The sequence below is a fragment of the Micromonospora sp. NPDC002411 genome (assembly GCF_053592955.1).
The window spans coordinates 1-12116 of sequence record NZ_JBSFBM010000211.1; the positions used below are offsets into that span (position 1 = coordinate 1).

Genomic DNA, 12116 nt, shown 5'->3' on the forward strand with positions numbered 1-12116 from the left:
GACGGGGGCGGTGCGCCCGTCCCACCCCAGCGGGGCGGGCGTACCGATGTCGGTGGTGCACGGGCGACAGAAGGGGCGCCGGGCGAGTTCGCCCGGCGCCCCTTCGCGTACGTGTCGGTCAGTGGCGGCCGATGGTGAGCACCGGCTTGGTGACCTCGGCGAAGAAGTCGTTGCCCTTGTCGTCGACCACGATGAAGGCCGGGAAGTCCTCCACCTCGATCTTCCAGACCGCCTCCATGCCCAGCTCCGCGTATTCGAGGACCTCGACGTGCTTGATGCAGTCCTGAGCGAGGCGGGCGGCGGGGCCGCCGATCGAGCCGAGGTAGAAGCCGCCGTGCTGCTGGCAGGAGCGGGTCACCTGACCGGAGCGGTTGCCCTTGGCCAGCATCACCTGGGAGCCACCGGCGGCCTGGAACTTCTCCACGTAGGCGTCCATCCGCCCGGCGGTGGTCGGGCCGAAGGAGCCCGACGCGTACCCCTCGGGGGTCTTCGCCGGGCCGGCGTAGTAGACCGCGTGGTCGCGCAGGTACTGCGGCATCGGCTCGCCGGCGTCCAACCGCTCCGCGATCTTGGCGTGCGCGATGTCCCGGGCCACCACGAGCGGGCCGGACAGTGACAGCCGGGTCTTCACCGGGTACTTGGACAGCTCGGCGCGGATCTCGTCCATCGGTCGGTTGAGGTCGACCCGTACGACCAGCTCTGCGTCCAGCGAGTCGTCGGTGACGTCGGGCAGGAAACGCGCCGGGTCGGTTTCGAGGCGCTCCAGCCACACGCCCGACGGGGTGATCTTGGCGACCGCCTGCCGATCCGCCGAACAGGAGACGGCGATCGCCACCGGGCAGGACGCGCCGTGCCGGGGCAACCTGACCACCCGCACGTCGTGGCAGAAGTACCGGCCGCCGAACTGCGCGCCGATGCCGAAGTTGCGGGTCAGCTCCAGCACCTCAGCCTCAAGCTCCAGGTCACGGAAGCCGTGTGCGCTCATCGAGCCCTGCGTTGGCAGCGCGTCGAGGTACTTGGCGCTGGCGTACTTCGCGGTCTTCAGCGCGTACTCGGCGGAGGTGCCGCCGATGACGATGGCCAGGTGGTACGGCGGGCAGGCGGCGGTGCCGATCAGCCGCAGCTTCTCCTCCAGGAACTGCATCATCCTCGTCGGGTTGAGCAGTGCCTTGGTCTCCTGGTAGAGGTACGACTTGTTGGCCGACCCGCCGCCCTTGGCCATGAACAGGAACTTGTACGCGTCCGGGTGCCCGTCCGGGTCCTCCGCGTACAGCTCCACCTGGGCCGGCAGGTTGCTGCCGGTGTTCCGCTCGTCCCACATGGTGAGCGGGGCGAGCTGGGAGTAGCGCAGGTTGAGCTTGGTGTACGCCTGGTAGACGCCCCGGGAGATGGCCTCGGCGTCAGCTCCGTCGGTCAGCACGTGCCGGCCACGCTTACCCATCACGATCGCGGTGCCGGTGTCCTGGCACATCGGCAACACGCCACCGGCGGCGATGTTGGCGTTGCGGAGCAGGTCCAACGCGACGAACCGGTCGTTCGGCGAGGCCGCCGGGTCGTCGATGATCGCCCGGAGCTGGGCCAGGTGCGCAGGGCGCAGGAAGTGCGCGATGTCGTGCATCGCCTCGGCGGTCAGCGCGGTGAGCGCGGCCGGCTCCACGGTCAGGAACCGGCGGCCTCCCGGGCCGTGTACGACGTCCACACCCTCGTCGGTGACCAGGCGATAGTCCGTCTGGTCCGGGCCGGTCGGCAGCAGAGGGGCGTACGAGAATGCGGCGGCACTGCTCATGAGCGGCAAGCCTAGGGCAGACCGGTCGATCACTCCCACCCGCCGGGCGCGTCCTGGGACGCCGCTCTCATCTGCCGCGCGTCAGCCGCCCAGCCGTCGCGCCGAGGAGCAGGTGAATCCCCGCTCAGCCGTCCTTGCCACCCTCCGGCTCCGGGCACAGCTCACCCTTCGGCCCGCAGTCGCCGTTGTTGGGCCCACCGGGCCCGGAGCCGGGTCCGGTGCCACCCGGGCGGGGATTCCCACCGTCGCCGGGCGGTCGGGCAGGCGAGCCTCCGGCCGCGCCGAACCGGACGTACCCGATCTCCCGGCCCTCCCCGACGATCATGCCCTGCGAGCCGACCGCGAGGGCGTTCGCCGAGGTGCGCAGGGCGGCCAACTCCTTGCCGCTGCGCGGGTCCACAGCGACCAGCCGGGACGGCTTCTCGTCGGCGACCACCGCCGCGTACGGGGTGAGCGCGGCACCGGCCTTGCCACTGGCGGGGCGCGTCCAGAGCACCTTGTCGGTGCCCAGCTCACGGGCGATCACCGAGCGCTTGTCGGCAGCCCGGAACACCGCCACACGGTCGTCCACAGCGATCAACTTGGTGCCCGACTCACCGACCCAGAGCAGCCGTCCGTCGTACCCGTCGATGACCGCTTCGCGGCCGTCCGGGCCCACGCCGATCAGCACGTTCCGCGCGCCCTGCGGGTCCTCCCGCTGTACGCAGCCGGCGGAGTCGGCGGTGCGCAGGTTGACCCCGGCCCGCTGCCAGGCCTCCTGGCCGGTCGCCGGGTCCCGGGCGGAAATGGCGAAGTAGCAGGCGCCGTCCTGCGAGCGGGCCGCGATCCGCAACATCCGGCCGCCCACCACCGACAGCCGCTCGTCGCGGGCGGGCTCGACGTTCTGCAACACCCGGCCGGTGGCGGTGTCGACCACGTGCACCCGTCCGTCCACCGGGAAGCCGAGCAGGGGCGGCGCGGTCTCCGCCCCGGCCACCCCCTCGTCGATCCGGGTGGAGGTGAGCCGGCGGGTGCCGCGCAGGCCGGGGTTGTCGGCGAGCAGGCCGCTGTGCACCCCGGGTAGGAAGGCCGTCCAGAGTGGCGCGGTGCCGCGCGGGTCCCAGGCGCTCAGGGTGCAGTCGGTCGCGTCGGTGCAGCGGGCGTCGAGAAGCAGGTTGCGGTACGTCCACACGGCCACCGCGTCGTCGTCGCGTCGCCGGGTCGCGCCGGTGGACGGGTCGAGCAGCTCGTACCCCTTGACCAGCAGCTTGCCCACGGCGACGACCGGGTCCCGGTCACCGCCGGCCACCGCCGACCAGTCCGCCTTGCGTTCCCAGAGCTGGGTGCCGGTGGCCAGGCTGCGGGCCTCGACCCGGGTGCGCTGCTCGACCACGACGGCGTCGCCGGCGATGGTCACGCTGCGCGGAGTGCCGCCGACCCGTTGCTGCCACACCACGTCGGGCTCGGAGATGGGTTCGCTGCGGTCCACCCACTCCCACAGACCGGGGAAGGGGTTCCACACGCCGGTCGCGGCGAGGGCGACGACCACGGCGAGGCCGAGCAGCAGCCCACCGCGCACGCTCCCCTTCGCCACCCGCACACCGTAGCCACGATCGCGGATCTTCCGTACGCCCGCGCCGCCGTGTCGCCGCGCTTTCTGGGCACACAGGTGTTAGGGCCTGTGTCGAAGCCCCTGGCCGGCCTGCGGCGGGCCCTAAAGCGCCCTTCCCTCGGCCCGAACGGCGCTGCGCACCAGCGGCAGCGTGCGATAGGGGATCTGCTCGGCCAGCGCGATGATTGTCGACGCGCGGGTGATGCCGGCGGACGAGACGATCTGGTCGATGACCCGTTGCAGGTCGGTGTTGGAGCGGGCCACGATCCGGCAGAGCAGGTCGCTGGAGCCGGTGATGGTGTGCGCCTCCAGCACCTCGGGGATCGCGGCGAGGTGGGCGGTGACCGGGTCGTGGCCGTGCCGCTGGCTGATTTCGAGGGTGACGAAGCTGGTCACCCCGAACCCGATCGCGGCCGGTGCGATCTCGGGGCCGAAGCCCTCGATGACCCGCCGCTCCACCAGTTTGTCCAGCCGGGCCTGCACGGTGCCGCGGGCCACCCCGAGCCGCCGGGAACACTCCAACACCCCGATCCGCGGCTCCTCGGCGAGCAGTTCGATCAAGCGCACGTCGAGTGCGTCGAGCTGTACATTCTGCTCACCATTCATGGGTGAAGACCATACCGAATGCGCAACCTGACCAGCACTTCCGTCGACAGTTGCCCAGCCGGTGCCGGGCCAGCGATCCTCGCCACAAGAACCGACAAGGGCGGCCCACGAGGCCGGCCGGTACGCGAGGGAGCCCACCATGACCCAGGCGATCGACCGACCCCAGTCGACCGAGGACGTCGACGTCGACCGGCTCGTCGGCGCTGTCGACCACGACATCAGCCACGACCCGTTCCCGGTCCGGGGTCTCGACCACGTGCACTTCCTGGTCGGCAACGCCAAGCAGGCCGCCCACTACTACTCCACCGCGTTCGGCATGACCTGCGTGGCGTACCGCGGCCCCGAGCAGGGCTACCGGGACCACGCCCAGTACGTGCTGACCAGCGGCTCGGCCCGCTTCGTGCTGACCGGCGCGGTGCGCCCGGACGCCGACGGCACCGAGCACGTGGCGAAGCACAGCGACGGGGTCAGCGACATCGCGCTGGAGGTCCCGGACGTGGACGCCGCGTACGCGCACGCCATCGCGCAGGGCGCCGCCAGCGTCGTCGAGCCGCACGAGGTGACCGACGAGCACGGCACGGTCCGGATGGCAGCCATCGCCGCGTACGGCGACACCCGGCACACCCTGGTCGACAGGTCCCGCTACACCGGGCCGTTCCTGCCCGGCTTCGTGGCCCGCGGCCCGATCGTGGACCGCCAGCCGATGATCGCCGCAGGCATCCAGCCGAAGCGCTTCTTCCAGGCCGTCGACCACGTGGTCGGCAACGTGGAGCTGGGCCGGATGGACGAGTGGGTCGAGTTCTACAAGCGGGTGATGGGCTTCTCCAACATGGCGGAGTTCGTCGGCGACGACATCGCCACCGACTACTCGGCGCTGATGAGCAAGGTCGTCGCGAACGGCACCCGCAAGGTGAAGTTCCCGCTCAATGAGCCGGCGATCGCCCGCAAGAAGTCGCAGATCGACGAGTACCTGGAGTTCTACCAGGGCCCGGGCGCGCAGCACATCGCCGTCGCCACCAACGACATCCTGGCCAGCGTCGACGCGATGCGCGCCGCCGGCGTGGAGTTCCTGGAGACCCCGGACTCGTACTACGACGACCCGGAGCTGCGCGAGCGCATCGGCAAGGTCCGTGTGCCGATCGAGGAGCTGAAGGCCCGCAAGATCCTGGTCGACCGGGACGAGGACGGCTACCTGCTCCAGATCTTCACCAAGCCGGTGCAGGACCGCCCCACTGTCTTCTTCGAGCTGATTGAGCGGCACGGCTCGCTGGGCTTCGGCAAGGGCAACTTCAAGGCGCTGTTCCAGGCGATCGAGCGCGAGCAGGAAGCCCGCGGCAACCTGTAACACTTGCGAGCGTGACGCAGCCTCCGTCGTACCCGACGCCGCCGGCCGGTGGGCCTCAGCCCGCCGCCGGCGGCTTCGTGCCGCCGCCCGGACCACACCCCCAGGGGTACGCCGCGCCGCCGCAGTACGCCCCACCCGGGTACGCCCCGCCGCAGTGGTACGCCGGGCCGCCCGGCCCGCCACCGCCTCCGCTGAGCCCGAGCGGTCAGCCGCTGGCCGGCTTCGGCGACCGGTTCCTGGCCTGGCTGATCGACACGGCGTTGGCGACTGCCGTCCTGTTGATCCTCTTCCTGCCGGTCTTCTTCGTCCTCTGGTGGCGGATGCTCAGCGAGTTGAACCAGACCAACCCGGACGGCACCCTGGTGGAGCCCGACCCGGGCAGCTTCTTCCTCGAGTTCTTCCTGCCGATCCTGCTGCTCCAGCTCGCGCTCTTCGTGCTGATGCTCGGGCTCTACTGGCTCTACTACGTGGAGTACCTCAAGCGCGACGGTCAGACGCTCGGCAAGAAGATCATGAAACTGCGCGTGGTGCCGCTCGACCCGTCCCGGACGCTGGACCGGGGGATGGCTGGCCGGCGGTGGCTGGTGCAGCACCTGGCCGCTCCACTGGTCCCAGGGCTCAGCTACGCCGACGGTTTGTGGCAGCTCTGGGACAAGCCGTGGCAGCAGTGCCTCCACGACAAGTTCGCCGGAACCGTCGTCGTTAAGGTGTCCACGTGAGCGAGCGCAGCGAGCGAACCAGCAGGCCCATTGGCGTGGCGCCTCGCGCCGTCGCGCAGCGAAGCGGAGTGACGGCGTGAGCGTGCAACCCGGCTGGTACGTCGACCCCGCCGACACCGAGACCCGACGCTACTGGGACGGCGAGGGTTGGCTCGGCGCGCCCATTCCCGTTGACGCCACCCCGCCGGACGGTCCTCCGCCGGTCGAGCCGGTCACCCCGGCCGCGGCCCCGACCTCCGGCCCGGCCGCCCCCGGCACCGAAGCCGTCGCACCGGGCGGGCCGCCGCACCAGGGCCCACCTCCCGGGTACGGCCCACAGCCGGGCTACGGCCCACCACCGGGGCAGGGCCCCGGGTACGGCCCGCCACCAGCACAGGGTCCGGGCTGGGGACCACAGTCCGGCCCGCCCGGTTGGGTTCCGCAGGGCGGGCCGCCTGGTTGGGCACCTCCGGGCGGTCAACCCGGCTGGGTGCCGCCGGCTGGTCACCCCGGCTGGCCCGGACGGCCGCCCGAGCCGAGGCCGCACGGGCACAGGCTGGCCGGTTACGGTCGCCGACTCACCGCCCGGCTGATCGACTTCGGTCTCATTCTCGCGCTGAACGTGCTGGTCAACGGTTGGTTCATCTGGCGCCTGGCGCAGGAGTGGGCGCCGTTCTGGCAGGAGTTTCTCCGGCGCGCCGAGCGTAACGACACGTCCGCCGAGGGCATGCCGATGCCCGGCGAGCAGGCCGAAATGCTCCTCGTGGTGATCCTGCTGATCGCCACCGCGCTGTGGCTGGCGTACGAGGTGCCCTCCATGGCCTCCGGTGGGCAGACGTTCGGCAAGCGGTTGATGCGGATCCGGGCGGTGCCGACGGCTGCCGACCAACCGCTGGGCTTCGGCCGGGCACTGAGCCGGTGGAGCACGCTGGGCCTACCGACGCTGCTCTGGTACTGCGCCGGGATCGGCCTGGTGCTGCAACTGGTCGATTCCCTCTCTCCTCTCTTCGACCACCCCCTGCGTCAGGCGCTGCACGACAAGCGCGCGCAGACCGTGGTCGTCGAGGTCCCCTACCGCCCCGGTCCCGCCCCCTCGGACGACCGCAACCAGCCCTCGGGAGACACCCCATGACCGACTCCGGACGTCACCAGCCGGCCCTGCGGCTGACCCGCGCCGACCTGGACGCGTTGCCCAACTACGTGCCTGGGCGCAGCCCCGCCGACCTGGCTCGCGAGTTGGGCCTTCCGGAGGCCATCAAACTGGCCAGCAACGAGGTTCCGTACGGGCCGCTGCCGGGTGTGGTGGAGGCGGTCACCGAGGCGATCACGGCCTCTCACCGCTACCCGGACATGGGCGTGGTCGCGCTGCGGGACGCGCTGGCCGAGCGGTACGGCGTGGACGCCGACCGGATCGCCACCGGCTGCGGGTCGGTGGCGCTCGCCGAGCACCTGGTCCGGGCCACCTGCCTGCCCGGGGACGAGGTGCTCTACTCCTGGCGGTCCTTCGAGGCGTACCCGATCATCGCGGCGACCAGCGGCGCGACCAGCGTGCGGGTGCCCAACGACGCCGGGCACGGGCACGACCTGGCGGCGATGGCCGCGGCCGTGACCGACCGGACCCGGGTGATCCTGGTCTGCAACCCGAACAACCCCACCGGCACCGCGGTACGCCGGGCGGAGCTGGACGCGTTCCTCGACGCGGTGCCGGACGACGTGCTGGTGGTGATCGACGAGGCGTACCGGGAGTTCGTCACCGACGCGGAGGTGCCGGACGGGCTCGACTACCTGGACCGGCCGAACGTGGCGGTGCTGCGCACCCTGTCGAAGGCGTGGGGGCTGGCGGGGTTGCGGATCGGCTGGTTGGTCGCCCAGCCGGTGGTGGCTGCCGCGATCCGCAAGGTGGCTACCCCGTTCTCCACCAGTACGGCCGCACAGGCCGGGGCGCTCGCCGCGTTGACCCAGGTTGCCGAGATGGAGCGTCGGTGCGCCCTGGTCATCGCCGAGCGGGACCGGGTCACCGAGGCGCTGCGCAAGTTCCTGCCCGATGTGCCGACGAGCCAGGCCAACTTCGTCTGGCTGCCGCTGGCCGACCGTTCGGTGGCGTTCGGTAAGGCGTGCGAGGCGCGCGGCGTGATCGTGCGGCCGTTCGCCGGCGACGGCGTCCGGGTCACCATCGGCACCCCGGCGGAGAACGACGCTTTCCTGGCGGCTGCGGAGGCGGCGTTGGCCTGAGCGCAGGTCTGTCATCTATGACCAGACGATGACGGGCGAGACATTTGTCCGCTTTTGAGTGCTTTAAGCCCTATCTTCCGAAGTAGTCGGACGTGCCGAGGACCACGCCGACCCACTTCGAGAAAACGGGGTAACACAGTGCGCAAAGCCAAGATCTGTCTTGCCGGGGCAGCCGCCGCGGCGATGGTGGGATTCCTCGCCGCGCCGGCTGTCGCCGCGCCCACCGACACCACCGACACCACGTTCGAGGTTCTCGCCGGCACGCTCGACATCGTCGCGCCGGCCGCCGCCGACCTCGGCACCGGCGCACCCGGTGGCACCATCACCGGCCAACTCGGCACGGTGACCGTCACCGACTCCCGGGCCTCCGACGACGCGTCCTGGGTGGCCACCGTGACGGCAACGGTCTTCCAGACAGGCACCAGCTCCCCGCCCGAGACGGTGCTCCCCGAGGAGATCGACTACTGGTCCGGCCCGGCGACAGCCACCACCGGCACCGGCACCTTCACACCGGGGCAGCTCACCGCCGGCGACGCCGCACCGCTGTCCAGCGTCACCCCGCTCGTCGCCTTCACCCACAGCGGTGGCACCGGCGGCAACACCGCGAGCTGGAACCCCACCCTGGTGGTCAACGTCCCGCTGGACAGCATCGCGGGCGTCTACACCGGGACGGTGACGCATTCGGTGGCGTAGCCCCCGGGGGCGGTCGACCATCACGGTTGCGCTCGCCCTGTTCTGCCTCGCCGGTCCGGGTCTGTCGACCCGGGCCGGCGCGGTCGAACCGGGTACGGGGGCGGACGACAGGATCGGGATCCGGTTGCTGGAAGCACCTACCGATCGCCGGTCCGACCCTCGCGCACTGCGCTACATCGTCGACCACCTGCCGCCGGGCACCACCATCAAGCGGCAACTGCTGATCGTCAACCGCACCGACGAGTCCCGTCGCGTCGACGTGTACCCGGCGGCCGCCACACTGGACGCCTCGGCGTTCCGCTTCGGCGAGGGCCGCGCCGAGAACGAGCTGACCTCCTGGGTCACCGTCGACCACCGCACCGTCGAGCTGGCACCGCGGGCCGAGGCACGGGTCCGCGCGACCATCACCGTGCCGCCTGCCGCCTCCCGGGGCGAACGGTACGGGGTGCTCTGGGCGTCCACCACCAGCACGCCCCGCGCCTCCAGCGAGATCGCCCAGGTGCACCGCGTCGGAGTACGGATGTATCTCGACATCGGGCCTGGCGGCGAACCCGCCTCCGACTTCTCGATCGGTGCGATAAGCCCGGCCCGCAGCGAGGCAGGTGAGCCGTCGGTGACCGTCCAGGTCCGCAACACCGGGGGTCGCGCACTGGACCTGACCGGCACGGTGACCCTGACCGACGGTCCGGCCGGCAGCCGGGCGGGACCGTTCGCGGTCGGGCAGGGCGTCACGCTGGCACCAGGCGCCTCCGGACAGGTCGTCGCACGGTTCCCTGTCGAGCTGCCCAACGGGCCCTGGAAAGCGGAGGTGAGCTTGGAGAGCGGCATGGTGAAGGGGAGCGCCACCGCGCAGATCCGGTTCCCCGACGCGGGTCAGATCGGCACGAAGGGCAGTGTCGTGTCCCGGCTCACGTCCGTCTGGGCGGTGGGGGCCGCCGTCGCGGGCCTGCTGCTGGTCACCGGCCTCGCGGTGCTGGCCCGCAGATCCCGTCGGTCCGGTCGGCCTCCAGCCGGTCGACCGCGAGAGCGGATCTCGGCCGGCAGCTGACACTCTGGCCGGAGTGCACGTCAACGGCCGGCGCCGACGGCTACGTCAGTCCGTCTGACGTCGACCCCGCTGCTGGCAGCGGGCGGGCTTGCGTCACGCCGGCCGCCGTCGGCGGGCAGCGAGCCAGCCGACGACCAGCAGGGTTCCGCCCAGCCCGACGAGCAACAGGGTCGACCCGCCCGAACCGGTGACCGGCAGGTGCCCGCCGTGGCTCGGGCTGGGTTGCGGCGTGGTGGGTGTGGGAGTGGGCGGCGTCCAGGTCGGCGTCGGGGTCGGGGTCGCCGGCAGGATCTCGAAGGTGACGCCTTTGTTGGCCGACGGTTCGGCCCGGACGGCGCTGCCGAGGCGCGCCGAGGCGGGTTCGGCGGTCAGCACCGGCGGGACCGCCAGCGCGAGGCTCGCGGTGGCGGCTAGCGCGCCTCCCACGAGGTAGCTGGCTGCTGTCCTACCCATGCGCCGACCCCTTCCCACGGAAACGTGAACCATGAGAAACATACCCCTTCTGGACAAAGGGTATGAACGGGTCGAGCGCCCCGGTCGGAAGACGCCCCGATCAGGTGGCGGCCAGGATCAACGCCTCGCCGGTGTAGTAGTAGCGCTGATCGTCACCGTCCGGATCGACCGGCTTGCGGAGTCGTTCGACAGCGACGTAACCGTCCGCCACCGCCACCGCCCCGGGGGCCCAGCCGGTGCCGTCCGAACCCACGTTGAGCGGGAAGCGGGACAGCTGGGCACCCGTCACCGGGTCCAGCGTCACCAGGTCGTTCACCTCCGTCAGCAGGTGCACCCGGCCAGGCTGTGCGGCCAGCACCCGGGCAGCGCCCAGGTCCGCGGACCGCCACAGTTCGGCGCCCGTCCGCGCAGATCGCCCCACCGCCACCCCGTCGAGGACGACGACGGCCTGCTCACCCACCAGCACGGCACCGGCCGGATCCAGCGCGGGGGCAGCGACCGGCGCGCCGGCACCCAGCAGCCAACCCCGGCCGCCCGCGTCGCCCGGCCCGGCGGTCCGCAGCGCCAGGCAGTCCGACTGTCCGGTACGACAGCCGAGCGGCGTCACCACCAACTCGTCGGAGGAACCACCCGGCGGTCGCCAACGCTCGCGCACCACGCCGGTCAGCGCGTCCCGGAACTCGATCGTGGCCGGCCCTGCACACCTGTCCAGACCGATCAGCTGGCCGGCGGCGGTGGTCCCGACATCGCTGCGACAACTGCCAGGTAGGTCTACCCGCCACAGCTCCCGACCGTCGCGCACCTCGACCCCGCGCGCCTGGGCGTCCCCGCTGACCACCAGCACCGTCCGGCCGTCCGGAAGGTCGGCGAGTCGGAGCCCGCGCGGCTCCCAGACCGTGGCCGCCCCGGTACGGCGTACCACAGCGGAAGTCGGGGCGGGCTTCGGACCGTCGGCTCTCCAGAGCACCCCGCCGGTCCGGGCGTCGAGCGCGACCAGTTGGCCGTCGGACCAGCGGCTGACCACAGTGCTGCCGCTGGCCACGATCCCGGTCAGTTCCGCCGGCCAGCGCCGGTACGACCAGTACGGGCTGGTCCGGTACCGCCCGTCGACCGGCCGGTCGGCGTAGACCTGACGGTGCGCGGCGTACACCCGCAGCCTCGCGTCCACGATCAACGGGGCGACCGGAAGCCGGCCGATCACTCCGGCGGGCGGCCGGGCCGGGGCCGGGTAGTCACCCCTCGCCACGGTGCTCACCTCCGCCGGCGCGAGCACCCGGTGGACGACGACCGCGACGGCCGCGGTCGCGAGCAGCGCCGCGACCACCGTCACGAGCCGTCGCCGGCCTCTCGGGAACCCCATGCCGCACCTCCGCCCGGCACCCTACCCAGCGGAACCGGCCGCACCCCGCTCAGGTCGCAGCGACAGTGGTCACGCCCGGTGTGGTCCGGACGGTGTCAGCGGTCAGAACGGGCCCTGGGCTGAGCTCCGCGCTGCCTCGGCCCGGTCGGCTCTCAGGCGGCTTCGAGCGAGCCGATGACGCCGGCCGCCGCCGCCAGGTCGGCGAGATCACGCCGGAGCGCCACCTCGACCGCACGCGCGGCGAGGCCACCGAGCAACAGAGCCACCACCCGGCCGTACGGGGCGATCGGCACCGCTTCCTGGG

11 protein-coding genes and 1 pseudogene are annotated in these 12116 nt (G+C 72.0%); 6 read left to right on the forward strand and 6 right to left on the reverse strand.

The features are described 5' to 3' along the window. Positions 1–118 precede the first annotated feature (118 nt). The 3 genes from ACWCO3_RS22970 to ACWCO3_RS22980 all read right to left on the reverse strand — a co-directional run bounded on the left by ACWCO3_RS22970 (position 119) and on the right by ACWCO3_RS22980 (position 3983). A complete protein-coding gene (locus tag ACWCO3_RS22970) occupies positions 119–1786 on the reverse strand; it encodes a fumarate hydratase (protein ID WP_145778645.1) in 1668 nt (555 codons plus the stop codon). 124 nt (positions 1787–1910) lie between these two features. Beyond that, positions 1911–3365 carry an outer membrane protein assembly factor BamB family protein gene (locus ACWCO3_RS22975; protein WP_450011938.1) on the reverse strand — a complete coding sequence of 485 codons (1455 nt, stop codon included), beginning with the start codon at positions 3363–3365 and terminating at the stop codon, positions 1911–1913. A 114-nt stretch (positions 3366–3479) separates the two neighbouring features. Further along, positions 3480–3983 carry an Lrp/AsnC family transcriptional regulator gene (locus tag ACWCO3_RS22980; RefSeq protein WP_210817712.1) on the reverse strand — a complete coding sequence of 168 codons (504 nt, stop codon included), beginning with the start codon at positions 3981–3983 and terminating at the stop codon, positions 3480–3482. A gap of 139 nt (positions 3984–4122) precedes the next feature. Between ACWCO3_RS22980 and hppD the strand changes: the two genes are divergently transcribed. From hppD to ACWCO3_RS23010, 6 genes are all read left to right on the forward strand, one after another. Then, positions 4123–5328: a 4-hydroxyphenylpyruvate dioxygenase gene (gene hppD / locus ACWCO3_RS22985; RefSeq protein ID WP_145778643.1), complete on the forward strand. Its 1206-nt coding sequence runs from the start codon at positions 4123–4125 to the stop codon at positions 5326–5328. Positions 5329–5339: 11 nt separating this feature from the next. Then, on the forward strand, positions 5340–6047 hold the full coding sequence (locus ACWCO3_RS22990) for an RDD family protein (protein ID WP_450011942.1): 708 nt from the start codon (positions 5340–5342) through the stop codon (positions 6045–6047). A 76-nt stretch (positions 6048–6123) separates the two neighbouring features. Continuing rightward, positions 6124–7158 (forward strand): RDD family protein, encoded by a 1035-nt coding sequence (locus ACWCO3_RS22995; RefSeq protein WP_145778641.1) that lies wholly within the window; start codon positions 6124–6126, stop codon positions 7156–7158. Further along, entirely contained in the window at positions 7155–8258 is a 1104-nt protein-coding gene (gene hisC, locus ACWCO3_RS23000; protein ID WP_145778640.1) for a histidinol-phosphate transaminase, read from the forward strand. The genes ACWCO3_RS22995 and hisC overlap by 4 nt, the downstream gene beginning before the upstream one ends. A gap of 138 nt (positions 8259–8396) precedes the next feature. Further along, positions 8397–8951, forward strand: coding sequence for a hypothetical protein (locus ACWCO3_RS23005; protein ID WP_244311534.1), 555 nt, complete (start codon positions 8397–8399; stop codon positions 8949–8951). 124 nt (positions 8952–9075) lie between these two features. Further along, positions 9076–9999 carry a hypothetical protein gene (locus tag ACWCO3_RS23010; RefSeq protein ID WP_450011945.1) on the forward strand — a complete coding sequence of 308 codons (924 nt, stop codon included), beginning with the start codon at positions 9076–9078 and terminating at the stop codon, positions 9997–9999. 93 nt (positions 10000–10092) lie between these two features. Here the strand turns inward: ACWCO3_RS23010 and ACWCO3_RS23015 are convergent, their stop codons facing one another. The 3 genes and pseudogenes from ACWCO3_RS23015 to ACWCO3_RS23025 form a co-directional block, all read right to left on the reverse strand. Further along, positions 10093–10452 carry an LPXTG cell wall anchor domain-containing protein gene (locus ACWCO3_RS23015; RefSeq protein ID WP_357935476.1) on the reverse strand — a complete coding sequence of 120 codons (360 nt, stop codon included), beginning with the start codon at positions 10450–10452 and terminating at the stop codon, positions 10093–10095. Positions 10453–10552: 100 nt separating this feature from the next. Then, complete coding sequence (locus ACWCO3_RS23020; protein ID WP_357935473.1) at positions 10553–11812, reverse strand: outer membrane protein assembly factor BamB family protein; 1260 nt, start codon at positions 11810–11812, stop codon at positions 10553–10555. Positions 11813–11964: 152 nt separating this feature from the next. Then, positions 11965–12116, reverse strand: a pseudogene (locus ACWCO3_RS23025) (SRPBCC family protein); the annotation flags it as partial.

What these genes read in the sequence shown, in the direction of transcription:
- hppD (WP_145778643.1), top strand. Translation starts at nt 4,123, where the DNA reads ATGACCCAGGCGATCGACCGACCCCAGTCGACCGAGGACGTCGACGTC.
- ACWCO3_RS22980 (WP_210817712.1), bottom strand. Translation starts at nt 3,983, where the DNA reads ATGAATGGTGAGCAGAATGTACAGCTCGACGCACTCGACGTGCGCTTG.
- hisC (WP_145778640.1), top strand. Translation starts at nt 7,155, where the DNA reads ATGACCGACTCCGGACGTCACCAGCCGGCCCTGCGGCTGACCCGCGCC.
- ACWCO3_RS23020 (WP_357935473.1), bottom strand. Translation starts at nt 11,812, where the DNA reads ATGGGGTTCCCGAGAGGCCGGCGACGGCTCGTGACGGTGGTCGCGGCG.
- ACWCO3_RS23015 (WP_357935476.1), bottom strand. Translation starts at nt 10,452, where the DNA reads ATGGGTAGGACAGCAGCCAGCTACCTCGTGGGAGGCGCGCTAGCCGCC.
- ACWCO3_RS22970 (WP_145778645.1), bottom strand. Translation starts at nt 1,786, where the DNA reads ATGAGCAGTGCCGCCGCATTCTCGTACGCCCCTCTGCTGCCGACCGGC.